This window comes from Micromonospora sp. NPDC047187 (assembly GCF_040643355.1).
In the GTDB taxonomy this organism is placed as follows: domain Bacteria; phylum Actinomycetota; class Actinomycetes; order Mycobacteriales; family Micromonosporaceae; genus Micromonospora; species Micromonospora salmantinae.
Genome location: NZ_JBEYUF010000021.1, coordinates 47,788 through 74,553, shown reverse-complemented (window position 1 = coordinate 74,553; position 26,766 = coordinate 47,788). Strand labels below are relative to the sequence as shown.

Sequence of the window (26,766 nt, the reverse complement as noted above, 5' to 3'; positions counted from 1 at the left end):
CGTGCGGCCGGTCGGGCGCGCCGCACGCCTGCAAGCGAAGGTCCCTCTGGTTTTAGTAGGCTCGCCGCGCGTGGCCGCAAGCGGGGCTTCCGCGAAGCGGGCTGACGAGCCGGTCGGTCCACAATTCACCGGGACCAGGGGAGATGTGATCATGACGGACGCGGTGGAGAACGCCGGTGCAGTGCAGCCCGCGACGGGCGCGGCCCGGGGTGTCACGTCGGTTTCCGACGAGGTCGTGGAGAAGATCGCCGGTACGGCCGCTCGTGCCGTGCCCGGTGTCGCCGATCTCGGCGGCGATGTTTCCCGGTTCTTCAACAGCGTGCTGGACAAGATCGGCCTGGACGAGGTGGGCGACGCTCGGCGGGGCGTGTCGGCCGACGTGAAGGGCAGTTCGGCCGTCATCAACGTGGTCCTGGTGATCGACGCCGGGCACGTCGTGGCCGACGTGACCGAGGCGGTGCGGGCCGCGGTGATCGAAGCGGTGGAGAAGTACGGCCTGACTGTGACCCAGGTCAACGTCACTGTGGACGACATCGAGCTGAACCAGCCGGGGGCGGCAGCCGGAGCCTGACGCGTGGCTGCCCGACAATCTGACGGCTGACTCGGTGGTGTGAGGAGCAGGGAGCGACTGTGGACCTGGAAGCAACGCGGGAGCTGACCAGGGCGTCGGTGCCGGCCGGCGGGACGACGCAGGTCGCCGACGAGGTGATCGAGAAGATCGCCGTCGCGGCGGCCCGCGCGGTGCCCGGCGTGGCCGACCTGGGCGGGGACGTCGCCCGGTTCTTCAACGCGGTTCTCGACCGGGTCGGGCTGGACCAGATGGGTGACGCCCGGCGGGGTTGCTCGGCCCACGTGACCGGGGACGCCGCCGTGGTCAACCTGGTGTTGGTGATCCAGGCCGGTCGACAGGTGACAGAGGTCAGCGGTCAGGTGCGCGCTCGAGTGACCGAGGCGGTCGAGACCTTCGGGCTGCGGGTCGACGAGGTCAACATCCGGGTCGACGACCTGGCGATCAGCGAAACCCCCACCACACCCCCAGCCTGAGCGGTCCTGGTCCCTCCCGCCCGCCCTCCCGCCCTCGTCGATCATGCAGTCGTGGTGGCCATTTTGGCCCCGGCTGCGGGATTTGTGCACCACCACAACTCCATGATCGACGGGTGCGCTCGCCGTTACTCGTCGGTACGGCCTGACTTAGCGATCGTTCAGGTAGGGGCCTTACACTCGACAGGCAGTCGAGGACCCGAGGAGGAGCCCTGCTCATGGACGCCGACGAGATCGACGCCGGACGGGCGCGCTGGCAGGCCCGGTACGACGCCGCGCGCAAGCGGGACGCGGACTTCACCACGCTCTCCGGGATGCCGGTGGAGCCGGTGTACGGGCCGCCGGAGGGCGCCACCTATCCGGGCTTCGAACGGATCGGATGGCCGGGCGAGTATCCGTACACCAGGGGTTTGTATCCGACCGGCTACCGCGGTCGGACCTGGACGATCCGGCAGTTCGCCGGCTTCGGCAACGCCCAGCAGACCAACGAGCGCTACAAGATGATCCTCGGCGCCGGTGGCGGCGGGCTCTCGGTGGCGTTCGACATGCCGACGCTGATGGGCCGCGACTCGGACGACCCGCAGGCGCTCGGCGAGGTCGGCCACTGCGGCGTGGCCATCGACACCGCCACCGACATGCAGGCGCTCTTCGACGGCATCGACCTGGCCGGCGTGACCACCTCGATGACCATCTCCGGTCCGGCCGTGCCGGTGTTCTGCATGTACCTGGTCGCCGCCGAGCGGCAGGGCGCCGACCTGTCCAAGCTGGACGGCACCCTGCAGACCGACATCTTCAAGGAGTACATCGCGCAGAAGGAGTGGCTCTTCGACCCGGAGCCGCACCTGCGCCTGATCGGCGACCTGATGGAGTACTGCGCCCGGGAGATCCCGCGCTACAAGCCGCTGTCGGTCTCCGGCTACCACATCCGTGAGGCCGGCTCGACCGCGGCGCAGGAGCTGGCGTACACCCTGGCGGACGGCTTCGGCTACGTCGAGCTGGGTCTCTCCCGTGGGCTGGACGTGAACGTCTTCGCGCCGGGGCTGAGCTTCTTCTTCGACTCGCACCTCGACTTCTTCGAGGAGATCGCCAAGTTCCGCGCCGCCCGCCGGATCTGGGCCCGCTGGCTGCGCGACGTCTATGGCGCGACCAGCGAGAAGGCCCTGTGGCTGCGGTTCCACACGCAGACCGCAGGGGTGTCGCTGACCGCGCAGCAGCCGGTCAACAACGTCGTACGCACCGCCGTCGAGGCTCTCGCGGCGGTGCTCGGCGGCACCAACTCGCTGCACACCAACGCGCTGGACGAGACCCTGGCGCTGCCCACCGACGAGTCGGCCGAGATCGCCCTGCGTACCCAGCAGGTGTTGATGGAGGAGACCGGTGTGGTCAACGTGGCCGACCCGCTCGGCGGCTCCTGGTACGTCGAGGCGCTGACCGACAAGATCGAGGCCGAGGCGGAGGAGATCTTCGCCCGGATCCGGCAGCTCGGTGGGGACGGGCCACACCAGATCGGCCCGATGACCTCGGGCATCCTGCGCGGCATCGAGGACGGCTGGTTCACCGGGCACATCGCCGAGTCGGCCTTCGTCTACCAGCAGGCCCTCGAGAAGGGCGACAAGAAGATCGTCGGGGTCAACTGCCACACCGGCACTGTGGCCAAGGAATTGGAGATCCTGCGCATCTCGCACGAGGTGGAGCTGGAGCAGCGCCGGGTGCTCGCCGAGCGCAAGGGCGCGCGCGACGAGTCGGCGGTCCGCGCGGCGGTGACCCGGATGATCGAGGCGAGCCGTACCGACGAGAACATGATCCCCGCCATGCTCGACGCGGTCCGCGCCGAGGCGACCCTGGGCGAGATCTGCGACGCCCTGCGCGCCGAGTGGGGCACCTACCGAGAGCCAGCCCGCTTCTGACCCTCCCACCCCCGTGATCTTGCAGTTTCTGTGCCGACATAAGGCATGAATGCGGCGTACCGGCGACAGAATATGCAAGATCGCGGGGGGGTGGGGGCGGGGCGTGAGAGTTGCAACGTCGGGGTTGCGGGTGAGCTGAGATCGGGGGCTCACGTGCGAGACTAGGTAACCATGAGCGACCCACGGATCACCTCGTCGATCTTCACCCGCGGCGCGGTCGACCTCAGCACGCTGCGTGGCCCCGCACCAGCAAGTACCCGCCCCGGCACGCCCCCGCAGGGCGGCCCGACCAACGGCGCCCCCGGCGCGCCCACCGCCGGCGGTGACACCGCCATCGTGGACGTCACCGAGGCGACCATCCAGTCCGACGTGCTCGAACGCTCGATGGCCACGCCCGTCGTCGTGTTCTTCGGTGCGGCCGGCTTCCCGGAGAGCGACGAGTTCGCCCCGGTCCTGGAGCGGCTGAACGCCGAGGGCGGCGGCACCTGGGTGCTGGCCCGGGTTGACGTGCAGGAAAATCCCCGAATCGCCCAGATGTTCCGGGTGCAGGGCATCCCCATGGTCTACGCGGTCGTCGGCGGCCAGCCGGTCGACGCCTTCTCCGGAGTGGTTCCCGAGGCGCAGCTGCGGCAGTGGATCCAGGCCGTGCTCAAGGCCGGTGGCGTGACCGTCGCCGAGCCCGAGGACCCCCGCCTCGACGAGGCGGACGACGCGCTGATGAGCGGCGATCTGGACGCCGCCGAGCAGGCGTACCGGAAGATCCTCGCCGACGCCCCGGCGGACGCCGCGGCCACGGCGGGGCTGGCCCAGGTCGGGGTGGCCCGCCGGGTGGCCGGTGCCGACCCGTCCGCCGCGCTGGCCGCCGCCGAGAGCGCCCCCGACGACGTCGCCGCCCAGCTGCTGGCCGCCGACATCGAGGTGCTCAGCGGCCTGGCCGAGCAGGCGTACGCCCGGCTCGTCGGTCTGGTTCGGCGCACCGCCGGTGAGGACCGTGAGGCGGTTCGCCAGCACCTGGTCTTGCTCTTCTCCATCGCCGGCCCTGACGATCCGGCGGTCGCCTCGGCGCGTCGGGCCCTGGCCAGCGCCCTGTTCTGAGTTCGTAGCACGCCAGCGCGGGCCGGCGTTCCGGCCGGCCCGCCCGACCATCGAGGACGGGAGCTCACGATGCGCCGGATCGCCGTCCTCGACGCGCCGACAAATCTTGGTCTACGGCCGCCGACGCCCACGTCGGTCCCGGGTTGCGCCAAGGCGCCGGGGGCGCTGCGCGACCACGACCTGCTGGCCCGGCTCCGCGCCCGCGACGCCGGCTGTGTCACCCCCGCCCGGTACGACCCGGGCGACTGGCGGCCCGGCGACGGGGTGTGCCATGCCCGGGAGATCGCCGACTACTCGTTGGCCCTCGCCGAACGCATCGGCTCGATCATCGACCGGGGCGAGTTCCCGGTGGTGCTCGGCGGCGACTGCTCCGTGCTCCTCGGCTCGGCCCTGGCCATGCACCGCCTCGGCGAGGCCGTCGGCGGGCGGATCGGGCTGGTCTTCGTCGACGGGCACTCCGACTTCCGGCACCCCGGCAACGCCTCCTACGTCGGCGCCGCCGCCGGTGAGGACCTGGCCCTGGTCACCGGGCGAGGGCAGGCCGACCTGGCCGCGCTGGAGGGCCGCCGGCCCTACTTCCGCGACATCGACGTGGTGGTGCTCGGCATCCGCGCCCAGGACGAATACCGGCTCGACCTCCAGGCCGCCGGGATCACCACCCGACCGGTGCCGGCGCTGCGCGCCGAAGGTGCCGCCCGGACGGCCCAGTGGGCGCACGAGCAACTCGCCGACTGCGCGGGCTACTGGGTGCACATCGACGTGGACGTGCTCGACCCGGCGGTGATGCCCGCCGTGGACGCCCCCGACCCGGGTGGAATCGCCTTCGCCGAGCTGGAGATCCTGCTCGCCGGCCTGGTCGACACCCCGCACTGCCTCGGCGTGGAGGTGACCGTCTTCGACCCCGACTACGACCCGGACGGCTCGTACGCGGCCGAGATCGTCAACACAGTGGTCGCCGGTCTGGCACCGGTGACCGCCCCGGAAGCCGTGCCGCCCCGACTGCTGTCGGCCCGGCCCACGCCCTCCCCGCGGCGCGGCAACGGCCGGGCCGCGACCGCCACCGAGCGGCTCGACCGGGCCGAGCGTCCCGACCGTGCCGAGCGGCCCGACGCGCTGGCTGGGCTTGACGGGCTTGACGGGCTCGACCGCGCTGAGCGGGTTGCGCGGCTTGAATTCCCCGCTGGCATCGACCCCGCTGACAGCGACGCCGCCGATGTCGGGCCTGCTGCGCTCGGGTCTGCCGATGACGGGCCTGCCGGCGTCGGTGTCCCCGGCGTCGGTTCGTCGGTGAGCGCTCTGCCGTACGACGTCCCGGCCGATGGGGAGTCACCCGGCACTGGCGGACGGGCCCACTCCGAGCCTTCGGGCGTCGCGGCCAGCGTCGCGCCCCTGGTCGAGCGTGAACCGGTCGGCCCACCGGCGTCGGCCGGCCCAGGTCTCCTCCGACGCACCTCCCCGTCGCCCCAGAACCCGCCGGCGAGGCGCGAAGCCGACACCGCCTGACCTGGCCCTCGACCCGGGCACCGGGCGTTGGCCCCGGGGCAATGGCCGGACGCCCGGCGGGGGCCCCGGACGGTGGCCGGACGCCCGGTGGGCCCTTCGGGTGGTGAGGTCAGGGGGTTGGGAGGGCGCGGAGGAAGCGCTCGGCCATCGGGACGGCCGAGGCGGTGCTGGCCCCGCCCTTCTCCACGAAGACGGCGAACGCCACGTCGCCCCGCCAGCCGACGAACCAGGCGTGGGTGTGCGCCGGGTTGTCGTCGTACTCGGCGGTGCCGGTCTTGCCGTACACCTCGCCCGGCACATCCTTGAGTGCGCTGCCGGTGCCGGCGGTGACCACTTCGCGCATCATGGTGCGCAGCGCCGCGACGGACTCCGGCTTGAGCTGCTCACCTGCCGGGGCCGGCTTGGCCGGCGCCGGGTCGAGCAGCAGCTTCGGCTGCTCGAAGCGGCCGCGGGCGACGGCGGCGGTGGCGCCGGCCATGGCGAGCGGGCTGACCAGCGTGGTGCCCTGCCCGAACGACGCGGCGGCCTGCTCGGCCAGGCTGCCGCCCGTCGAGACCTTGCCGGTGAAGGCGTCCGTGCCGAGGTCCCACTGACCCTCCAGGCCCAGCGAGCGACCGGCGGCGGCCAGCCCGTCGCCGCCGAGCTTCGGGGCCAGCGCGGCGAACGCCGTGTTGCAGGACTTGGCGAAGTCGGTGCGGAACGGCACCGAGCCGAGCTCGAAGTTGTCCGAGTTCTTGAAGGACCGGCCGTCCACGGTGAAGGTCTTCTTGCAGTCCACCGGCCCGTCCAGCGTGACCGCGCCCCGGTCCAGCAGGCCCAGCGTGCTGACCATCTTGAAGGTCGAGCCCGGAGGCACCTGGGCGTCGAAGGCCAGGTTTTCCCCGGCCGGGCCGGGGCCGTTCGCGGCGGCGAGCACGGCGCCGTCACTGATCCGGAGCGCCACCAGGGCGGACCGGCGCGACTCGGCGCGCAGTGCCCCGTCGGCCGCGTTCTGGACGGCGACGTCCAGCGTGGTCTTCAGCGCCTGCCCGGGCTGCGGCTCCCGGCGGAACAGCTCGGCGCCGGTGGGTTCGAGTTTGCCGCCCTCGGCCGGACGTTCGACCACAACGGTCAGCCCGGGGCCGCCGCGCAGTCGTTCGTCGTAGCGGCCCTGTAGGCCGCCGTGCCCGACCAGATCGCCGACGACGTACCGGTCGGGGTGTGCGGCGATGTCGTCGGCCTGCGCCGGGTCGACAGTGCCGAGCACCGCACGGGCGAACTCACGGGTGGGCGCCAGGTCGATCTTGTCGGAGACGAACTTGGTGCCGGGCAGGTCGTAGATGCGGGGCTTGATCTGCCGGTACGCCTCCTCGCGGAGCGACACCACCTCGACGAATGCGCCCGGCTCGGCCTTGGCCACCCGGTCGGGCAGGTCGGCCAGGTCGACGCCGGGGACCAGCGCCGGGCGGATGGCCTTGAACGCCGCGTCGAGGTCCTTGACGAGCTTCTTGAGGTCGGTGACCCCGTTGGGCTGCACACCCACCCGGACCACCGGGCGCGGGGTCACCAGTGGCTTCCCGGCGTTGTCCAGCACCGCGGCGCGGGCACCGGGGTCGCGACGCAGCGCCAACCGGTCGCCCTTGGTGAGCTGCTCGTGCACCACCTTCGGCTCCCAGATCACCTGCCACTGGTCGTCGTCGCCGTGGGCGAGCCGCACCTCCCGGTCGTACGCCCAGCGGGTCTGACCGGGCAGGGCCCACTCCACCTGGACGGTCGTGGTGGCGATGTCCTTCGTGATCTTCGGCTCGCCGCGACGCGTCAGGGTGGGCGGGGTCGCCGCCAGCTCACCGGAGAGGTCCTTGATCTCGCGCGCCACGTCGGCCGACGGCAGTTTCGAGCCGAGCGGGTCGATCAGACCGACCGCCTGGAGGTCGCCGCTGCGCCATCCCGCGAGGAAGGCGTCGACGGTGCGCTGCGGCCCGTCGTCACCGGAACAACCGACCAGGACACCCGCCGCGAGCAGCGCCGTGGTGACGGCGGCGGCGAGCCGGCGGCCGGGGTTCGGCCGGTGGGGCCGGGGGTACGACAAGGGCATGAAGCTGGTCCTTCCGATCTCGGACTGCCCTCGCACGGTAGTACGGGAACGCCGTCCCCAACGTCCCCCAGGTGCTCGGCCGCGCTCAAAGACGGGCCGCACCCGTGTGATGAACATCGCGTGGCGGGGTATCCCGCAGCCGGCCAACCTCGGACCCGCAACGGGTGAAAGGACAAAGTCCCGATCCGGACGTCTGGCCAGTGGTCCGCCGACGAAGGCGCAGAACGGCAGGGCCTAGGCTGGGCGGCAGAGTGACCCACAACGCGGTGGGTCGAGGGGAGTGGCACCGATGGACCGGCGTCCGGCGATCAAACCGGAACCCGACCTCCGGCAGGATGACTCCGGCCGGGACGATGACAGCTTCGATTCGGCGACCGACGGGGACGGCTACGGCCGACTCGACACGGGAGTCACCGGGCTGACCGGGTCGAGCATCGACACCATCTACGATCTGGGTCTGCCAGCCGAGGCGCTGGCCGACGACGTGGAGGACGCCGAGCTCGACGAACCCGTTCCCAACGCGGAGCGCCTGGTGGCCCAGGCCGTCGCGCTCGCCGGGGACGACCACGACGCGGCGACGCTTGTCGGCCGTTTCTGGCGGTTCGCCCCGGACGAGGAGCTGGTCGGCTTCACGGCGGAAGAGATGCTCGACGCGGCCCGGGCACACCGGGATCTCGCCCAGCAACGGGTGCCGGGCGAGCTGAAGCTGCGGATCCACGAACCGCACGCCGACCAGCACCACACGGTCGTCGAGATCGTCACCGACGACATGCCGTTCCTGGTCGACTCGGTGACGGCGCTGCTCAACTCGTACCACCTCGACGTGCACCTGTTGGTGCACCCGCTGGTGGTGGTGCGGCGGGAGCCGCTGGGCCGGCTCACCGAGGTCTCCGCGGATGTGGAACCGGACGACGCGATCGCCGGCGACATCATCGAGAGCTGGATGCGGATCGAGATCGACCCGGTCCGGGACGCTGCCGAACGGGACCGGTTGCGCCGCGAGTTGCAGCGGGTGCTCACCGACGTGCGGGAGGCGGTGGAGGACTGGCCGAAGATGCGTCAGCGTGCCCTCGCGCTCGCCGACGAGCTGGCGTCCGCCCGTACCTCCGACAACCGCCCACCGGTGCCGGAAAAGGACATCACCGACTCGGTGGAGCTGCTGCGGTGGCTCGCCCAGGACCACTTCACCTTCCTCGGTTACCGCGAGTACCGGTTGGTGGACGCCGACGGCGGCGACGCCGGCGACCCGGTCGACGGCAAGGCGTTGGAGGCGGTGCTCGGCACCGGTCTGGGCATTCTGCGCTCCGATTCGCCGGATGCGCGGTCGCTGTCCTCGATGACGCCCGAGGCGCACGAGAAGGTGCTGGAGAAGCGCCTGTTGATCATCACCAAGGCCAACTCCCGGGCCACGGTGCACCGCTCGGCGTACCTGGACTACATCGGCTTCAAGATCTTCAACACCGCCGGTGACGTGATCGGTGAGCGGCGCTTCCTGGGCCTGTTCTCGACGGCCGCCTACCGGACCAGCGTCCGCGAGTTGCCGGTGGTACGCCGCAAGGTGGCCGAGGTGCTGGACCGCTCCGGCCTGAGCCAGCGCAGCCACTCGGGCAAGGATCTGATCCAGATCCTGGAGACCTACCCGCGCGACGAGCTGTTCCAGATCAAGACCGACGACCTGTACCACGCGGTGGTCGGCGTGCTGCGGATGGCCGGCCGCCGGCAGCTGCGGGTGTTCCTGCGTCGGGACGCGTACGGGCGGTTCATCTCCTGCCTGATCTACCTGCCCCGGGACCGGTTCACCACCCAGAACCGGCTGCGCATGCAGGACATCCTGCTGCGCGAGCTGAACGGTGTCGGGGTGGACTACACCACCCGGGTCACCGAGTCGATGCTGGCTCGGGTGCATTTCATCGTCCGTACCGACCCGACGCGGCCACCCGGCGACATCGACGCCGACCTGCTCGCCGAGGAGTTGGCCGACGCCACCCGGCTCTGGGACGACGACTACCGGTTGGTGCTGGAGCGCAAGCTCGGCGACGAGCAGGCCAAGCACCTGTTCACCCGGTACGCCGACGCGTTCCCGGAGGGCTACAAGGACGGGCACACGCCGTACGAGGCGATGAAGGACCTGGCGAAGCTGGAGCTGCTGGAGGAGCCCGGCCAGCTGGAGATGCACCTGTTCCGCAAGCAGTTGGCGCCCCGGCCGGGCACCCGGGTGCCGGGAGCCGACCTGGCCGAGGCGATGGACGTCCGGTTCAAGGTCTACCGGTACGGCGAGCCGATGATGCTCTCCGCAGTGCTGCCGGTGCTGCACTCGCTCGGCGTACGGGTGGTCGACGAGCACCCGTACGAGGTCGACCGGATCGACGGTCGGGTCTACCTGTACGACTTCGGCCTCATGCTGCCCGAGGGGCATCACGAGCTGGCCGAGGTGCGCCCGCACGTGGAGAACGCCTTCGCGGCTGCCTGGCGCGGCGAGGCCGAGGTGGACCGGTTCAACGAGCTGGTGCTGCGCGGGGGGTTGACCTGGCGGCAGGTGGTGGTGCTGCGGGCGTACGCGAAGTACCTGCGGCAGGCCGGCACTGTCTTCTCGCAGGACTACATGGAGCAGACCTTCATCGCGTACCCGAAGCTCGCCGCGTTGCTGGTGGAGCTCTTCGAGACCCGGTTCGCGCCGGGCGAGTCGAGCACCGAGGAGCGGCAGCAGCGCAGCGGTGAGCTGGTCGAGACGATCCGGGGCGCGTTGGACGACGTGGCGAGCCTGGACCAGGACCGGATCCTGCGCTCGTACCTGACGCTGATCGAGGCGACCCTGCGGACCAGCTTCTACCAGAAGCGCGCCGACGGGCGGCCCAAGGCGTACGTGGCGTTCAAGCTCGACCCGCAGGCCATTCCGGACCTGCCCGCGCCGCGACCGAAGTTCGAGATCTTCGTCTACTCGCCGCGCTTCGAGGGTGTGCACCTGCGGTTCGGGCCGGTGGCCCGGGGCGGGTTGCGGTGGTCCGACCGTCGGGAGGACTTCCGTACCGAGGTGCTGGGCCTGGTCAAGGCGCAGATGGTGAAGAACACGGTGATCGTGCCGGTCGGCGCCAAGGGCGGCTTCGTGTTGAAGCAGAAGCCGGGTGACCGGGACGAGGCGGTCGCCTGCTACCAGGAGTTCGTCGGCGCGATGCTGGACGTCACCGACAACATCGTCAGCGGGCAGATCGTGCCGCCCGAGGACGTCGTCCGGCACGACGGCGACGATCCGTACCTGGTGGTGGCGGCCGACAAGGGCACCGCGACGTTCTCCGACATCGCCAACGAGATATCCAAGGCCCACACCTTCTGGATGGGCGACGCGTTCGCGTCCGGCGGATCCGCCGGCTACGACCACAAGAAGATGGGCATCACCGCCCGGGGTGCCTGGGAGTCGGTCAAGCGGCACTTCCGTGAGTTGGGCCTGGACACCCAGACCCAGGACTTCACTGTGGTCGGCGTCGGCGACATGTCCGGCGACGTGTTCGGCAACGGCATGCTGCTCTCCGAGCACATCCGGCTGGTGGCCGCCTTCGACCACCGGCACATCTTCCTCGATCCGGAGCCGGACGCCGCCACCTCGTACACGGAGCGTCGACGGCTGTTCGACCTGCCCCGTTCCTCCTGGGAGGACTACAACCCGGAGCTGATCTCGGCAGGTGGCGGCATCTTCCCGCGTACCGCGAAGTCCATCCCGATCACGCCGCAGGTCCGGGCGGCGATCGGCCTGGACGACGACGTCACGCAGTTGTCGCCGCAGGACCTGATGAAGGCGATCGTCACCGCCCCGGTGGACCTGTTCTGGAACGGCGGCATCGGCACCTACGTCAAGGCCTCCACCCAGACCAACGCCGAGGTGGGCGACAAGTCCAACGACGCGATCCGGGTGGACGGGCGTAACCTGCGCTGCCGGGTGGCGGGCGAGGGCGGCAACCTGGGCTGGACCCAGCTCGGCCGGATCGAGTACGCGTTGACCGGTGGCCGGATCTACACGGACTTCATCGACAACGCGGCCGGTGTGGACACCTCCGACCACGAGGTGAACATCAAGATCCTGCTCAACACGGCGGTGGCCGACGGTGAGCTGACCATGGCCGACCGGGACGAGCTGCTGGCCGGGATGACCGACGAGGTCGCGGAGCTGGTCCTGCGGGACAACTACGACCAGGCCCGGGCGATCAACAACGCCCAGGCCCAGGCCGCCTCGCTGCTCCCGGTGCACCGTCGGATGATCAACGAGCTGGAGCGTTCGGGCGGGTTGGACCGCGCGTTGGAGGCGCTGCCGCCGGACGAGGAACTGGCGGTCCGCAGCGAGTCCGGGCTGACCGCGCCGGAGTTCGCCGTGCTGCTCGCGTACGTGAAGATCGTCCTGGAGCGGGAGATCCTCACCGAGGGGTTGGCCGACGAGGAGTGGACGACCGAGGTCCTGGTCAACTACTTCCCGACGCCGATGCGCGAGCGGTTTGCCGACCGGATGGGCCGGCACCGGCTGCGCCGGGACATCGTCACCACGGTGCTGGTCAACGAGGCGATCAACCGGGGTGGCATCTCGTTCATCTTCCGGGTGGTCGAGGAGACGGCGGCCAGCGCGGCCGACGTGATCCGGGCGTACGTCGTGGTCAGCGAGGTGTTCGGCCTGCGCGACCTGTGGGACGCGGTCGAGGCGCTGGACAACAAGGTGGCGCCGGAGTTGCAGACCAGCGTCTACCTGGACACCCGCCGGCTGCTCGACCGGGCCGTGCGGTGGCTGGTCTCCAACCGGCGCTCGCCGATCGACGTGCCGGCCGAGATCGCCCGGCTGCGTGACGGGGTCACCCGGCTGCTGCCGGGGCTGGAGGAGCTGTTCTACGGCAACGAGCGCCAGGGCCTCGCCGCGCACATGGACTCGATGACCGAGCGTGGGCTGCCCCGCGAGCTGGCGGAGCGGGCCACCCGGCTGATGTACAGCTTCGGTCTGATGGACGTGGTGGAGACCGCGAACGCCAGTGGGCGGGACGTCAGCGAGGTGGCCTCGGTCTACTTCGTGCTGTCGGACCTGTTCCGGGTGGACTCGCTGCTGTCGAAGATCTCCCTGCTGCCTCGGGAGGACCGCTGGCAGACGCTGGCCCGGATGGCGCTGCGGTACGACCTGTACGCCGCGCTGGCCGCGCTCACCGCGGAGGTGCTCGACTCCACCCCGGGCGACCTGCCGCCGCACGAGCGGGTACAGCAGTGGGAGCAGTCGAACGCCACCTCCATCCACCGGGCCCGACGGGCGATGGGTGAGTTCGACGAGTCGCGGGCGGATCTCGCCGCCCTGTCGGTGCTGTTGCGTCAGATCCGCACCCTGGTGCGGACCTCCGCGGCCGCCTGAGTCAGGTACGCCGGACGCGGTCCGGCCGGTCGGGTCACCCCGACCGGCCGGACCGCGTTTCGTTTCGCCGCCGGTCAGGCCGCCATGGTGGCGAAGACGACGATGTTGTCCGGGTAGCTCTTCGCGGCCTGGTCGAACTGACCACCGCAGGTGACCACCCGCAGGCTGGGTCGGTCGCTCGGTCCGTACACCAACTCGGTGGGGAAGGCAGTCTTCGGGTACGACTTCACCGAGTCGACAGTGAAGGTGGCCGGCACTCCGTCGGCGCGGCGCACGGTGACGGTGTCGCCGGGGGTGAGAGCGCCGAGGTCGAAGAAGACGGCCGGGCCGAGCACCGCCGAGTCCACGTGCCCGACGATGACCGCGTTACCCGTCTCGCCCGGGCTCGCACCTGGCTCGTACCACCCGGCCTGGTCGGCCTTGTCCAGCGGAGGGACCTGGACGGTGCCGTCCGCGTTGGTGCCCAACGACATGATCGTCGCGTCGACGCCGATCCGGGGGATCTCGATGCTGGTGGGTGCCGAACGGGCCAACCCGGCCGCCGCCTGACCGACCGGCTGCCCGTCGACCGGTGGAGCATCGTCGACGGTGCTCGCCGGCCCGGTCGCCTCGGGTCCGGCCTGGGCCAGCGGCTGCGGCGGTCGGGGAGTGGGCGTGGTCTTCAGGGAGGCGCCGATCATGCCGGCGCCGATCATGGCCATGGTGACGACGACGGCCGTGCCGGCGGCACGCCACGGTTTCCCGCGACGGCCGCCGGCCGGTGTCGTCGTCACGTCAGACGAGCGAACCATCGGTCCGCCGACGACGCATCAGCACGATCCCGCCCAGCGCGGCAGCGCCGAGCAGGCCCGCCCCGCCGGTGGCCAGACCCCGGTCGGTACCGGTGCTGACGCCACCGTCACCACCGTCGACACCGCCGTGCGGCAGCACGACGAGCTCGCCCTCGCCGCAGGAGCCCTTGAGCTCGTAGCGACCCGGCTTGGCGTCCTTGTCGACCTTGGCTTCGCCGTAGTAGACGAACTCGCGCTCGTCGTCCCAGTCACGCTCGTCCGAGCCGCGCTCGTCCTTGCCGTAACCGCCGCGCTCGTCCGAGCCGTACTCGGAGCCGTGCTCGTCCTTGGACTCCCAGCCGTTGTCCGAGCCGTATTCCGAGCCGTGCTCGTCCTTGCCGTAACCGCCGCGCTCGTCCGAGCCGTACTCCGAGCCGTGCTCGTCCTTGGACTCCCAGCCGTTGTCCGAGCCGTACTCGGAGCCGTGCTCGTCCTTGGAGTCCCAGTCCTTCTTGTCACGGCCCTCTTCGGCGTCCTGGCCGTGCTCCTCGCCCTTCCAGTCCTTGCTGCCCTCGTCGCCGTAGGCGTCGGCGGCAGCGCCGCCACCCTGGCCACCCTTGCCGTTCTCGTCCTTGTGCTCGTCCTTGCCCTTGTCGTCCTTGCCGTTCTCGTCCTTGCCCTCGTGGTCCTTGCCCTTGTCGTCCTTGCCGTGCTCGTCCTTGCCGTTCTCGTCCTTGCCCTCGTGGTCCTTGCCGTTCTCGTCCTTGCCGTTCTCGTCCTTGCCCTTGTCGTGGTCGGAGGAGTTCTCCTCCTCGCGCCACTCGCGGTCCTCGCCCCGGTCTTCGTGCGCCGGCTTGAGCTTGACCTTGCCGGTGACCTTGGACCACACGTACGCGTGCTCCTGCCGATCCGGGCAGATCTCGAGGAGCTTGACCTCGTCGCCAGCCTTGACGACATGCGGCTTGGCGTAGACCTTGCCATCGTCGTGGCCGTCGGCGAACGCGATCCCCGGTGCGAACACCAGGAGCGACGCGCCGCCGAGCGCGGCGCCCGCAACGACCTTCCCGAGCATCTTCTTAGCCATGACCTGCGTCACTCCATCCCTGTTGTCCTGAGCTCGGCGACAACCGAGCTAAGACCGACGTTAGACCGTTTCATGACTTATGAAGTGAAAGATTCGCGTTTTACCTTTGATCCAAGTAAGAGGTGAAGGGGTGGTACGCGGCTTTCGCCGCGCTCAGCGTCGTGTCAGGCGTCCCGCAACCCTGTGGGGTGCGGAAGGGTGTTCCGCGCTCCCCGTTCCCGGCCTGCCCCGGTCATCCGGTAGCGGTGGGTCCGAGCTGCGCGTGTGAGGTCGGGCGGACTCGGAGGTATCGTCCGAAACGACTCCGGCAATGCATCGAGCCATTGCCATGGAAGCGCTCCCATGCAAGAATCGGCGAACGCGGTTCAGAGAGCCACACCGTGCAGGCAGGGGAGTCGAGGGCACCCGGTTCACCGGGCGACGCACCCGCCGCCGATCGACCGGCCGACGCATGGCCGGGCACCACCACCACCATCGCCCGTCCGGGTCGGGCGCCCCCCAAAGAATCCCGTGGCGCCGACGGCCGTCCGTGCAGGACGCCCATCGGGCCGTCCCGCCGGGCCGTACGTGGGCCCGGTCTCGCCCAAGGAGATCAGTGGCATGAATGTGTGGAGAAGGCTAACCGGCCCACGCCGGGCCCTCGCGCTCGCTGGCGCGGGTGCCCTGGTCGCCGGTGGGCTCGTAACGATTCCGGGTACCGCGGCGCAGGCCGCGACGCAGTGCGACATCGCGTACACGAGCAACGACTGGCCCGGCGGTTTCACCGCGAGCGTCACCATCAAGAATGTCGGCGACCCGCTGAACGGCTGGACCTTGGGTTGGACCTTCCCCAACTCCGGCCAGCGGGTGCAGCAGGGCTGGTCGGCCACGTTCACCCAGTCCGGCAGCCAGGTCACCGCCCGGAGCCTGTCCTACAACGGCACCCTGGCCACCGGCGCGTCGACGAGCATCGGCTTCAACGGCGCGTGGAGCGGCAGCAACCCGAAGCCGACCTCGTTCACCCTGAACGGCGTGGTCTGCAACGGTGGCACCACCCCGCCGACCACGCCCCCGCCGACCGATCCGCCGCCCACCACACCTCCGCCCACCGACCCGCCGCCCACCACGCCGCCGCCCGGCACCAAGGTGGACAACCCGTACGTCGGGGCGCGCGGCTACGTGAACCCGGAGTGGAAGGCCAAGGCGGACGCCGAGACCGGCGGAAGCCGGATCTCCAACAACCCCACCGCCGTCTGGCTGGACCGGATCGCCGCGATCAACGGCACGCCGGACAGCAGCTCCAACGGCGCCTTCGGGGTTCGTCAGCACCTGGACGAGGCGCTGCGCCAAGGCGCCGGCTACATCCAGTTCGTGATCTACAACCTGCCCGGCCGGGACTGCTCCGCGCTCGCCTCCAACGGTGAGCTGGGCCCGGACGAGCTGCCGAAGTACAAGGCCCAGTACATCGACCCGATCGCCGCGATCCAGGGTGAGTCGAAGTACAGCAGCCTGCGGATCATCAACATCATCGAGATCGACTCCCTGCCCAACCTGGTCACCAACACGTCCGATCAGGCCGGCGGCACGGTCATGTGCGACACGGTCAAGGCCAACGGCGCCTACGTCAACGGTGTCGGCTACGCCCTCGCCAAGCTGGGCGCGATCGGCAACGTCTACAACTACATCGACGCCGGCCACCACGGCTGGCTCGGCTGGGACTCCAACTTCGTCCCGACCTCCAACATCCTGAAGACCGCCGCGGTCGCCTCCGGCAGCACTGTCAACAACGTGCACGGCTTCATCACCAACACCGCGAACTACTCGGCGCTGCAGGAGCCGTACTTCAAGGTCACCGACAACGTGAACGGCCAGACGGTGCGGCAGTCCAAGTGGGTCGACTGGAACTTCTACGTCGACGAGCTGTCGTTCGCCCAGGCGTTCCGCAACCAGCTGGTCTCGGTCGGCTTCAACTCCAACATCGGCATGCTGATCGACACCTCCCGTAACGGCTGGGGCGGCTCCGCCCGGCCCACCGGTCCGGGCGCGACGACGAGCGTCGACACGTACGTCAACGGCGGCCGCATCGACCGTCGGGCCCACCTCGGCAACTGGTGCAACCAGGCTGGTGCCGGTCTCGGTGAGCGGCCCCGGGCCACCCCGGCGACGGGCATCGACGCCTACGTCTGGGTGAAGCCGCCGGGTGAGTCGGACGGCTCCAGCAAGGAGATCCCGAACAACGAGGGCAAGGGCTTCGACCGGATGTGCGACCCGACGTACGGCGGTAACGCCCGCAACGGCAACAACCCGTCCGGGGCGCTCGGCGACGCACCGATCTCCGGTGCGTGGTTCTCCGCCCAGTTCCAGGAACTCATGCGCAACGCCTACCCGGCGCTCTGATCGGGTAGCTCACGCACCAACCCGCTGCCAGTGGTTGGTGAGGCACTGTTGGCAGCAGGTTCCCCCCGGGTCCCCGGCTCGACCGTCACAGGTCGGGCCGGGGACCCCCCCTTGGCCGCGATCAGGGCACTGTGCGTTCGATCGCCGCCCGGCCCTGCTCGGCCAGGTCACGGCGGGCCTTCTCCAGGTTCTCCGGTGTCAGATCCTGCCCTCGGGCCATCACCAGGTCCTCCGGCTCCCAGGGCTGCTCACCCCCGGTGCGGATGTTGTCCCCGCCGGCGCCGGTGCCCGTCCCGGTCGCCCCGGTGCCGGCGGCGTACGGGTCGCCGATCAGCTCGTCGGTGTCCGGTGCGAGGTCGGCCGGTCGGCTGCGGGGTTCGGCGAAGCCCGGTGTGTCCCGATCCGGGCCACCTCCGGTCCGCAGTTGCGGCACGGTGGCGTCATCGTCCACCGCCGAGGCCACCTCGGGGCTGTCCTCCAGCGGCGGTTGGCGATCGCGATCGGTCATGGTGCTGCCTCCTGTGTCCGACACGGTGCCTGATTTCCCTCACGTACCCCTTCGTGCCGCGCTCATGCCGCACGGCCCGGCGGTCGGGCCGGGCCGGGCCGTGCTCAGGCAGTGCGGTCAGGCGGTCAGGCGTCGGGCTGCTGCTCGTTCGGGGCCGGCGCTTCCGCCGGGCGCCACCACTGCCAGAGCAGCATGAGCAGACCGAACACGAGCATCGCCAGCCCGGCCCACAGGTTGATCCGTACGCCTTCGGCCTTGTCGATCTCGGCCCGGCTGTCGAAGATGCCGATCAGCGTCACGATGACCCCGTACGCGACGAAGAGGCCACCGATCACCCGGCGGATGTCGAACAGCCGGGCTGCGGCGGAACGCCGCTGCTCCGCCTGCGTCTCGTCGATCAGCGGATCCTGTGCCGGCTGGCCTTCGTTGCTCATCTGCCGACCCCTTTCCTTAGAAGACCGGGATGTAGAAGACGGCGGCCAGCGCGACCGCGATCAGACCGAGCAGCACCGGGGAGCGGTACCAGGCGGCGTCCCCGGCGAGCACGTCCCCCTTCAGGTCGACGCCGCCCATGCCGTACACCAACCCGCGCAGCTCCTCGTCCCGCTTGGGTGCGGTGAGCGGGGTGACGATCGCGGCGACCACCACCGCCGTGACGAACGCCAGACCGGCACCCCAGAAGCTCTCCTCCAGGTCGGAGTTGAAATGGACCACACCGCCCTTGTAGAGCAGGTAGAGGCTCAGCGACACCAGGGTGCCCAGCAGCAGCGACCAGAAGCCTGCCAGCGCGCTCATCCGCTTCCAGAACATGCCGATGATGAAGGTGGCGAACAGCGGCGCGTTGAAGACGGAGAAGAGCGCCTGGATGTAGTTCATGATGTTGCTGAACCCGGCCGCGATGAACGCGGTGCCGATCCCGATCACCACGGCGGCGACCGTCGCCCAGCGGCCGACCCGCAGGTAGTACTCGTCCGACCGGTCACGGCGGATGTACGCCTGCCAGATGTCGTAGGTGAAGACGGTGTTGAAGCCGCTGACGTTGGCCGCCATGCCGGCCATGAACGAGGCGAGCAGGCCGGTGACCGCCACCCCGAGCACGCCGTTGGGGAGCAGGTCGCGCATCAGCAGCGGGATGGCGTTGTTGTACTGCAGGTCGCCGCTCTCCGCGCCGAGGCCCTTCACCGTGACCAGGGCCACCAGACCGGGGATGACAGTGACCAGGGGGATGAGCAGCTTCGGGTACGCGGCGATGATCGGCGTACGCCGGGCGGCGCTCATGTTCTTCGCCGAGAGGGCCCGCTGCACCTCGGCGAAGTTCGTCGTCCAGTAGCCGAACGACAGCACGAAGCCGAGGCCGAAGACAATGCCGATCCAGTGCGCGCCCAGCGGGTTGGCAGTGCTGCCGGTGTCCTGCCACGCGTGCAGGCCGGCCTCGCCGAGTTTGGTGTCGCCGACCGCGTCCATCAGGCCGTTCCACCCGCCGACCTTGACCAGGCCGATCACGGTGACCGGGATCAGGCCGGCCAGGATGACGAAGAACTGGAGCACCTCGTTGTAGATCGCCCCGGACAGGCCGCCGATGGTGATGTACGCCAGCACGATCGCCGCGCCGACCACGATCGCCGTCCAGAGCGGCCAGCCGAGCAGCGCCTGCATGACGAGGGCCAGCGCGTACAGGTTCACGCCGGCGATCAGCACCTGGGCGACGGCGAAGCTGATCGCGTTGAGCAGGTGGGTGGGGCGGTTGAACCGCAGCCGCAGGTACTCCGGCACGCTGCGGACCTTGGAGCCGTAGTAGAAGGGCATCATCACGATGCCCAGGAAGACCATCGCCGGGACCGCGCCGATCCAGTAGTAGTGGACCGTCATCACGCCGTACTGGGCCCCGTTGGCGGCCATCCCGATGATCTCCAACGCGCCCAGGTTCGCCGAGACGAAGGCGAGACCGGTCACCCAGGCCGGCAGGGAGCGGCCGGAGAGGAAGAAGTCGACGCTGGTCCGGATGGCCCGGCGCGCGGCGAAGCCGACCCCGAGGACGGTGACGAAGTACAGCGCCAGGATCAGGTAGTCCAGGCCGTTCATGTTGAGCCGAAGACCGTCGCCGTCCATCCCGTCACCCCTCGTCCCGACGTCCGCGCTGATTGGTGCGCGCGCGCCCTATTACCCCGTCCGCGCGGTTTCACTCCCGGAGGTCGAGACCGCCGTGTTCGGGCTCTTCGCACGGTCTGGCGGGCTCCGCGACGATCGGCACACAACAGGGCGCCCCGGCCGTTTCGGCCGGGGCGCCAGTGTTGGTCGGGTGACTCAGCGACCGAGTACGCGGTCCAGGAAGTCCCTGTAGTTGCGGACCGCCATCCGCAGTTGCTCGGTGTCGGCCGAGCCGGCGTCCTGCCAACCGCCCAGCGTGTTCTTCTGGGCGGCCAGCGCCGAGGAGAGTGCCTGGATGGCCTCCTCGACCAGGGACTGCGCCTCGCCGGCAGCTCCCTGCGGGTCGTCGACGAAACGCAGCTGCACGTCCCGCCAGCGGTCCCGGAAGCCCTGCGCGGTGTCCGTGTCGAGGAGCGTGGCCGGCTCGGCCGCTACCGTCGACCCGGTGGGTCGGGATGTTCCGGCGGACTCCAGCGTGGGGCTGGTGTCGTCGCCGGGGACCGGTTCGCCGTCCGCGTCCGGGTCGACCATCTCCGGTGTCGCGCTGCCGTAGCCGGCCGCGCCCGCCGTGGTGGCGTCCCGGTCGCCGGTCAGATCGCCGCGTCGCTCGGGGTCGCCGTCCGTGCTCCCCGGCGGTACGACGGTCCGCGCGGACGTGTCCGCGTCGGTGCGGTCGTCGAGATCGGTGCGGTCGTCGACGTCCGCGCCGCCGTCGACGTACGCGTCGCGGCGGTGCAGCTCCGCGGTGGGGTCGGCGCGCAGACCCTCCCGCTCACCGTCCTCGGCGCCGTCGCCCGGCTGGGCGGTCCGCTCGGCCCTCGGGTCCGGCTGATCCTGCGGGTGCGGGCTGGCCAGCGCGGAGGCGGCCACCGCGTCGGCCACGGTGGTGGCGCCGAACGTGGTCGGCAGCGGCCCAGGCTCGTGGAAACCACCCTCGTCGTCGGCCCGCTCGTGGGTGGCGGTCTGGTCGTCGAAGGTGCCCCGGTCGTCGAGGGCGTCCTCCGGGACGTCGGAGCGGCCGGCCCGGTCGCCGGCCGGGGGTACCGGCACGGGCGCGGACCGGACGGCCTCCGGGTGGTCGTTGCTCACCTGCTGCTCTTCCTGGCGCATCGGTGGCCTCCTCAGCGGCTCGTGGCGTCGTGGTCCGGGTGGTGGCGCTGTTCGGGCGTGCGGTGGCCGACCGGCTCCTCGCCCAGCAGTTCGGCGAAGAGCGCGCGGTAGTGCACGACCGCCTGCCGCAGCTCCTCGGTGTTGGCCTCGCCCCGGGAGTTGCGCAGGTGGATCTCGTGCGCGTCCCGGTAGTTGGTCAGCGTGCGGGCGTGCTCGACGGAGAGGTGGGCGATTTGGTCGGAGAAGTCACCGGTCGGGTAGCCCTGCTCCTCGATGAGCCGGGTGACCAGTTCGTCTGCGTCACCCACGGTCTCGCCGGGGGAGTCGATGAAGCGGACCTGGAGCTCCTCCCAGGCGGCGGCGTACCGGGCCCGGGACTCCGGGGCGAGTGGGGTGAGCGTGAGCTCGGCATGCCGGCGTTCCCGGTCGCGCAGTTCGCGCTCCGCGGCGGACCGGCTGTCCTGTTCCGCCACCACCCGGTCGTACTCCGGTCCGAACCGGTTGCGCAGGGCCCGGCGGTTGTTGAGCGAGCGGGCGGCCACGGCCAGCACCGCGACGATCACCAGCACGACGAGCACGATGACGACTATCTGCGTGGGCGACATGGGCTCCTCCTTCGTCATCTGCTATTCCCTCCGCGCAGTGATCGCCAATCCCGATCCGAGACACTTTCCTGACGAGGGGCGCAACTACTCACCGGCCAAAACCTGATTCATCCCGGAAGAGGCGCTTGGGTGGGTAGAGATACGGGCGGTAGTGAAACAGCCTCCGATTACGTATCCTGCCCAAGGCGCCCGCGCCGGTGCCCGGCGACGCGGCCGGGCGCGCAGCCGGCAGGCGCGGTGCCCGGCGGTGCCGGCACCCCTCCTGCCACCCTGTACGGGCGAGGTCTGATGAAAACCCGCGACTGGCCGATCCGCTCGAAGCTGACCGCGTTGGTCGTCGCGCCGGTGACCGCGCTCCTGGCGCTGTGGATCTTCGCGACCACGCTGACGTTCGGTCCCGCCCTGAACCTGCTCTCCGCCCGCACCCTGCTGTACGACCTGGGTCGCCCCGGCGAGACAGTGGTCACCGAGCTGCAACGGGAACGCCGACTCTCGGTGGTGCAGCTCGCCGGCAAGACCGAGCTGCCCGCACTCGCCGAGCAGCGCGGGCGCACCGATCGGGCGGTCGCCGAGCTGCGCCGCCGGGTGGACGGGGAACCGCTGCGCGACGCCGCTGACGACCTGCTGGAAACCCGGGTCGACCAGCTGGTCAACGCCCTGGCCGCGCTACCCGACGGGCGGAGGTTCATCGACGAGCGCAAGGTGGACCGGGCCGGCGCGATCGGCCTGTACAGCGGCATGGTCTCCGCGGCCTTCCAGGCGTTCGCCGGCATGGCGACCCTGACCGACCCGGACATCAACCGGCAGGCCCTGGCGCTCACCGCGCTGGGTCGCTCCCGGGAACTGCTCGGCCAGAGCGACGCGCTGCTGGCCGGCGCGCTGACCGCCGGACGGTTCGCCGAGGGGGAGCACACCCAGCTCGTGCAGGCCATCGGCAACCAACGGTGGCTCACCGAGAGCGCCGTGGCCGACCTGCCCGAGAGCAGCCGGGTCGCGTACCAACGGTTGACCGAGAGCGAGGCGTTCACCCGGCTGCGCAGCATGCAGGACGCGCTGGTCGTGCCCAACCGGTCCGGCCGGCCGAGTGTCGACGCGGCGTCCTGGCAGGCCAGCCAGGACGCGGTGCAGCAGCAGTTGCGGGACTTCGAACTGTCCGAGGCCGACGCTCTCACCGACCGTTCGGTGCCGATGGCAGTGCGCATCCTGGTGCGGCTGGCCGCCGCCGGCGTACTCGGGCTCGTCGCAGTGGTCGTCTCGGTGCTGGTGGCGCTGCGGGTCGGCCGCACCCTGGTCCGCCGGCTCAGCGGCGTCCGCACCGCCGCGCTGGAGCTGGCCGAGCACCGGCTGCCCGACGTGGTGGCCCGGCTGCGTCGTGGCGAGCAGGTCGACGTTGCCCGGGAGGCGCCGCCGCTGGAGTACGGCCACGACGAGATCGGCGAGGTCGGGCGGGCCTTCACCGAGGTGCAGCGCACCGCCGTCCAGGCCGCTGTCGACGAGGTCACCCTGCGTCGTGGGCTCAACGAGGTCTTCCTCAACATCGCCCGACGGAGCCAGAGCCTGGTGCACCGTCAGCTGCACCTGCTGGACCGGATGGAGCGGCGTAGCGAGGACCCGGACGAGCTGGCCGAACTGTTCCAGGTCGACCACCTGGCCACCCGGCTGCGCCGGCACGCCGAGGATCTGGTCATCCTCGCCGGCTCCGCGCCCGGCCGGGGTTGGCGGAACCCGGTCGCGATGGTCGACCTGATCCGCGGCGCGATCTCCGAGGTCGAGGCGTACGAACGGGTGGACGTCAAGGCCGTGCAGCCGGCCGGCGTGCTGGGGCGGTCGGTCGGCGACATCATCCACCTGCTCGCCGAGCTGGTCGAGAACGCCACCGCCTTCTCCCCGCCGGACACCCGGGTCACCGTCACCGGCGCGCAGGTGGCCAACGGGTACGCCCTGGAGATCACCGATCAGGGGCTGGGCATGTCCGACGCGGCACTGGAGACCGCCAACACCCGACTGGCCAGCTCGCCCGAGTTCGACCCGGCGCAGAGCGCCCGACTCGGCCTGTTCGTGGTGGCCCGGCTGGCGGCCCGGCACGGCGTACGGGTGCGGTTGCGCTCATCCGGGGAGGGTGGCGTGACCGCCGTGGTGCTGGTCCCCGGTGACCTGGTCACCACCGAGCCACCGGCCGGCCCCGACCCCGCCACGCTCGGTACCGCGTCGGCCGACCCGAGCCGGCGGCTGGCTCGGACGGCGCGCCGGGGCGCCGTGACCCGCCCCCGTACCCGCCCGCCGACGGCCCCGTCCGCCAGCACGGCCCCACCCGCCCCACCCACCGGAGCGCCGACCTCGGCCATCGCGCCGGCCAATGGGCGCGAAGAGGGGTCGGCGACCCCCGACGAGCCGGACGACGAGCTGGATGGCCTGCCCCGCCGGGTGCGACGTCGTACCCCCGCAGCCCAGCCCCGGTCCACCGTCACCGACACGCCGTCGCCCCGCTCGCCGGAGGAGGTCCGCCAGGTGATGGCGGCGCTCCAGGCCGGCACGGCGCGCGGACGCGCCACCGCCATCACCCCGACGGCGCCAACCGGACCGACGGTCCCGGCGCCCACCGACCCGCCGACGACCCCCGAACCCCCGACCGTGACTGAGAGGGACGCCTAGTGCGGCATTCGACGAAGCAGAGCGCCGGCCTGGACTGGTTGCTCGACGAACTGGTGCAACGGGTACCGGCCGCCCGCGAGGCGGTGGTGCTCTCCGCCGACGGCCTGCTGCTCGGCTGCTCGGCCGAGCTGGAGCGCTCCGACGCCGAGCACCTGTGTGCGCTCGCCGCCGGCTTCTCCAGCCTCGCCCGAGGCGCCAGCCGGCACGTGGACGGCGGCCCGGTCCGGCAGACGGTGGTGGAGATGGAGGCGGCGTACCTCTTCGTCACCGCCGCCGGGCAGGGTGCCTGCCTGGCCGTGGTGAGCGACGCCGACGCGGACATCGGGCTGGTCGCGTACGAGATGGCGATGCTGGTGATCCGGGTGGGGGAGAGCCTCGCCGCGCCGGCCCGATCGGCAGCGGGTGCCGGAGATGCGGACTGAGCCGCCCGGGCCGCAGCACGAGTGGCTGGACGGTGAAGCCGGCCCGGTGATGCGCCCGTACACGCTCACCGGAGGCCGGGTACGCTCCGCCGTCGACGATTTCAACCTGGTCGCGTTCGTGTTGGCCGGTTCGGACGTCGACGCGACAAGCCATTCGCATCTGCTACCGGAGCACCGACGGCTGGTCACGTTGGCCCACCGGCCGGTGTCGGTGGCCGAACTGGCAGCCGAGCTGGACCTCGCGGTCGGCGTGGTCCGGGTACTGCTCGGTGATCTCCTCGCCGAGGGCCTGGTCGCGGTGCACGAGCCGCCGGCCGCCGGCATCCTTCCCGACGACGACATCCTCAAGGCGGTGGTCAGTGGACTCCGTGCGCTATGACCAGGTGGGCACCAGCACCACCATTCCGCTGGCACTGAAGATCCTCATCGCGGGAGGCTTCGGGGCCGGCAAGACGACCTTGGTGAGCGCCCTGAGCGAGGTCCGTCCGTTGCAGACCGAGGAGGTGCTCACCGGTGCCGGGATCGGCACCGACGACATCTCCGGCGTGGAGGGCAAGTCCACCACCACCGTGGCGATGGACTTCGGCCGGATCACCATCAACGACGACCTTCAGGTCTACCTGTTCGGCACGCCGGGCCAGGACCGGTTCTGGTTCCTCTGGGACGAGCTGGCCTTCGGCGCGCTCGGCGCGGTGGTGCTCGCCGACACCCGGCGGTTGGCCGACTGCTTCCCCTCCATCGACTACTTCGAGCAGCGGGGAATCCCGTTCGTGGTGGGCGTGAACTGTTTCGACGACTCCCGCCGGTTCAACCTGGAGACCGTACGCCGCGCGCTCGACCTGGACCCGGACGTGCCGATGGTGCTCTGCGACGCCCGGGACCGGCAGTCCGGAAAAATGGTGTTGATCTCTCTGGTGGAGCACGTCGCGCGACAGCGCGGCGAGCCGGTGCCGGCGGCCTGAGATCGGGGGCCGGAAAGCCGGTTAACGGGCGGGCAACGCGGGCAGCCTCTGGTTGGATCAACGAAGGATGCCGGCGGAGGAGTTGGGCGTGAGCGGTCAGGGTGAGGTCGTCCACATCGGGGGTTACACAGCGCAGAGCGGCGGGCGGGGCAGCGGCATCGTCGCCGCTCGTCGCGACCCGAGGACGGGGGCGCTGACCCCGCTCGGCACTGTGGCAGTCACCCCGTCCCCCTCCTTCCTGGTGCGGCACCCCAGCCAGCCGGTGCTCTACGCGGTCAACGAGCTGACGGACGGCGAGATCAGCGCGTGGCAGGTCGGGGCGGACGGCGCGCTGGACCCGCTCGGCAGTCGGTCGACCGGCGGCGCGGAGCCGTGCCACCTGGCGGTGCTGCCCGGCGGGGGTCACCTGCTGGCGGCCAACTACGGCAGCGGCAGCATCGCGGTCTTCCCGCTCGACCCGCGGGGCCTGCCCGGCGAGCGCACCGACCTGGTGGTGCACGAGGGGCACGGCCCGGACCCGGAGCGCCAGGACCACGCCCACGCCCACATGGTCTCGCCCGGGGCGGGCCAGGGGCCGATCTTCGGCGTGGATCTCGGCACCGACTCGGTCTACCGGTACGACCTGGACGAGGCGACCGGACGACTGGTGCCGCGTGCGCCGCGGATGCGTACGAAGCCCGGCACCGGCCCTCGGCACCTGGCCCGGCACCCCGACGGACGGCGCTGCTACCTCGTCGGTGAGCTGGACGCCTCGGTGATCGCATACGAGCTGACCGACGACGGCGCGTTGCACCAGCGCGGGCGGGTCGAGGCGAGCGAGCGGGCCGGTCACGTCCAGCCGTCGGAGGTCGCCATCGCCCCGGACGGCCGGTTCCTCTACGTCGCCAACCGTGGGGTGGGGACCGTGGCGGTCTTCACAGTGGCCGGGGAACTGCCCGAGCTGGTGGCCGAAGTGGACACCGGCGGGGAGTGGCCTCGGCACTTCGCCCTCATCGGGGAGCACCTCTACGTCGCCGACGAGCGGGCGGACATGGTGCGGGTGTTCCGGCGCGACGCCGACACCGGCGTCCCGGAGGCGGTCGGCGAGCCGGTGCCGGTGCCGAGCCCGACGTGCGTATTGCCCTGAACGATGGTTTAG

The 26,766-nt window shown here is 70.9% G+C and carries 20 protein-coding genes; 12 read left to right on the top strand and 8 right to left on the bottom strand.

Going from position 1 to position 26,766, the window contains the following annotated elements:
• The first annotated feature begins 151 nt into the window (after positions 1-151).
• From ABZ794_RS26320 to ABZ794_RS26300, 5 genes are all read left to right on the top strand, one after another.
• A complete protein-coding gene (locus tag ABZ794_RS26320) occupies positions 152-571 on the top strand; it encodes an Asp23/Gls24 family envelope stress response protein (RefSeq protein WP_112584058.1) in 420 nt (139 codons plus the stop codon).
• A gap of 59 nt (positions 572-630) precedes the next feature.
• Positions 631-1,044, top strand: coding sequence for an Asp23/Gls24 family envelope stress response protein (locus tag ABZ794_RS26315; protein ID WP_357518044.1), 414 nt, complete (start codon positions 631-633; stop codon positions 1,042-1,044).
• 215 nt (positions 1,045-1,259) lie between these two features.
• Positions 1,260-2,948 (top strand): methylmalonyl-CoA mutase family protein, encoded by a 1,689-nt coding sequence (locus ABZ794_RS26310; RefSeq protein ID WP_210786094.1) that lies wholly within the window; start codon positions 1,260-1,262, stop codon positions 2,946-2,948.
• 171 nt (positions 2,949-3,119) lie between these two features.
• A complete protein-coding gene (locus ABZ794_RS26305) occupies positions 3,120-4,043 on the top strand; it encodes a tetratricopeptide repeat protein (RefSeq protein WP_210786095.1) in 924 nt (307 codons plus the stop codon).
• 69 nt (positions 4,044-4,112) lie between these two features.
• Positions 4,113-5,546, top strand: coding sequence for an arginase family protein (locus ABZ794_RS26300; protein ID WP_357518041.1), 1,434 nt, complete (start codon positions 4,113-4,115; stop codon positions 5,544-5,546).
• Positions 5,547-5,655: 109 nt separating this feature from the next.
• On the opposite strand, the gene ABZ794_RS26295 is transcribed toward ABZ794_RS26300, so the two are convergent.
• A complete protein-coding gene (locus ABZ794_RS26295) occupies positions 5,656-7,620 on the bottom strand; it encodes a penicillin-binding transpeptidase domain-containing protein (RefSeq protein WP_210786097.1) in 1,965 nt (654 codons plus the stop codon).
• 289 nt (positions 7,621-7,909) lie between these two features.
• Between ABZ794_RS26295 and ABZ794_RS26290 the strand changes: the two genes are divergently transcribed.
• A complete protein-coding gene (locus tag ABZ794_RS26290) occupies positions 7,910-12,991 on the top strand; it encodes an NAD-glutamate dehydrogenase (RefSeq protein WP_210786098.1) in 5,082 nt (1,693 codons plus the stop codon).
• A 74-nt stretch (positions 12,992-13,065) separates the two neighbouring features.
• Here the strand turns inward: ABZ794_RS26290 and ABZ794_RS26285 are convergent, their stop codons facing one another.
• On the bottom strand, positions 13,066-13,764 hold the full coding sequence (locus tag ABZ794_RS26285; RefSeq protein ID WP_357518039.1) for a class F sortase: 699 nt from the start codon (positions 13,762-13,764) through the stop codon (positions 13,066-13,068).
• A 1-nt stretch (position 13,765) separates the two neighbouring features.
• The gene (locus ABZ794_RS26280) at positions 13,766-14,845 is read right to left on the bottom strand and encodes a hypothetical protein (RefSeq protein ID WP_357518037.1); all 1,080 of its coding nucleotides are present in this window, start codon (positions 14,843-14,845) and stop codon (positions 13,766-13,768) included.
• Between the two features lie 600 nt (positions 14,846-15,445).
• Here ABZ794_RS26280 and ABZ794_RS26275 point away from each other — a divergent pair.
• Positions 15,446-17,221, top strand: a complete 1,776-nt coding sequence (locus ABZ794_RS26275; RefSeq protein ID WP_357518035.1) for a glycoside hydrolase family 6 protein — start codon at positions 15,446-15,448, stop codon at positions 17,219-17,221.
• A 121-nt stretch (positions 17,222-17,342) separates the two neighbouring features.
• Here the strand turns inward: ABZ794_RS26275 and ABZ794_RS26270 are convergent, their stop codons facing one another.
• The 5 genes from ABZ794_RS26270 to ABZ794_RS26250 form a co-directional block, all read right to left on the bottom strand.
• Positions 17,343-17,729, bottom strand: coding sequence for a hypothetical protein (locus tag ABZ794_RS26270; protein WP_210786102.1), 387 nt, complete (start codon positions 17,727-17,729; stop codon positions 17,343-17,345).
• A gap of 125 nt (positions 17,730-17,854) precedes the next feature.
• Positions 17,855-18,163 carry a hypothetical protein gene (locus ABZ794_RS26265; RefSeq protein WP_210786103.1) on the bottom strand — a complete coding sequence of 103 codons (309 nt, stop codon included), beginning with the start codon at positions 18,161-18,163 and terminating at the stop codon, positions 17,855-17,857.
• A 16-nt stretch (positions 18,164-18,179) separates the two neighbouring features.
• Positions 18,180-19,838 carry a sodium:solute symporter family protein gene (locus ABZ794_RS26260; RefSeq protein ID WP_210786104.1) on the bottom strand — a complete coding sequence of 553 codons (1,659 nt, stop codon included), beginning with the start codon at positions 19,836-19,838 and terminating at the stop codon, positions 18,180-18,182.
• Between the two features lie 195 nt (positions 19,839-20,033).
• Positions 20,034-20,987 (bottom strand): hypothetical protein, encoded by a 954-nt coding sequence (locus ABZ794_RS26255; RefSeq protein ID WP_357518032.1) that lies wholly within the window; start codon positions 20,985-20,987, stop codon positions 20,034-20,036.
• Positions 20,988-20,998: 11 nt separating this feature from the next.
• The gene (locus ABZ794_RS26250) at positions 20,999-21,592 is read right to left on the bottom strand and encodes a hypothetical protein (protein ID WP_210786106.1); all 594 of its coding nucleotides are present in this window, start codon (positions 21,590-21,592) and stop codon (positions 20,999-21,001) included.
• A gap of 288 nt (positions 21,593-21,880) precedes the next feature.
• Between ABZ794_RS26250 and ABZ794_RS26245 the strand changes: the two genes are divergently transcribed.
• The 5 genes from ABZ794_RS26245 to ABZ794_RS26225 all read left to right on the top strand — a co-directional run bounded on the left by ABZ794_RS26245 (position 21,881) and on the right by ABZ794_RS26225 (position 26,754).
• Positions 21,881-24,244, top strand: a complete 2,364-nt coding sequence (locus ABZ794_RS26245; RefSeq protein ID WP_357518030.1) for a nitrate- and nitrite sensing domain-containing protein — start codon at positions 21,881-21,883, stop codon at positions 24,242-24,244.
• A complete protein-coding gene (locus tag ABZ794_RS26240; RefSeq protein ID WP_112584065.1) occupies positions 24,244-24,666 on the top strand; it encodes a roadblock/LC7 domain-containing protein in 423 nt (140 codons plus the stop codon). The genes ABZ794_RS26245 and ABZ794_RS26240 overlap by 1 nt, the downstream gene beginning before the upstream one ends.
• Entirely contained in the window at positions 24,656-25,045 is a 390-nt protein-coding gene (locus tag ABZ794_RS26235; RefSeq protein ID WP_112584165.1) for a DUF742 domain-containing protein, read from the top strand. The genes ABZ794_RS26240 and ABZ794_RS26235 overlap by 11 nt, the downstream gene beginning before the upstream one ends.
• Entirely contained in the window at positions 25,026-25,628 is a 603-nt protein-coding gene (locus tag ABZ794_RS26230; protein WP_091405745.1) for an ATP/GTP-binding protein, read from the top strand. Before ABZ794_RS26235 ends, ABZ794_RS26230 begins: the two co-directional genes overlap by 20 nt.
• Before the next feature lie 88 nt (positions 25,629-25,716).
• Positions 25,717-26,754: a lactonase family protein gene (locus ABZ794_RS26225; protein ID WP_357518028.1), complete on the top strand. Its 1,038-nt coding sequence runs from the start codon at positions 25,717-25,719 to the stop codon at positions 26,752-26,754.
• The last annotated feature ends 12 nt before the right edge of the window (positions 26,755-26,766 follow it).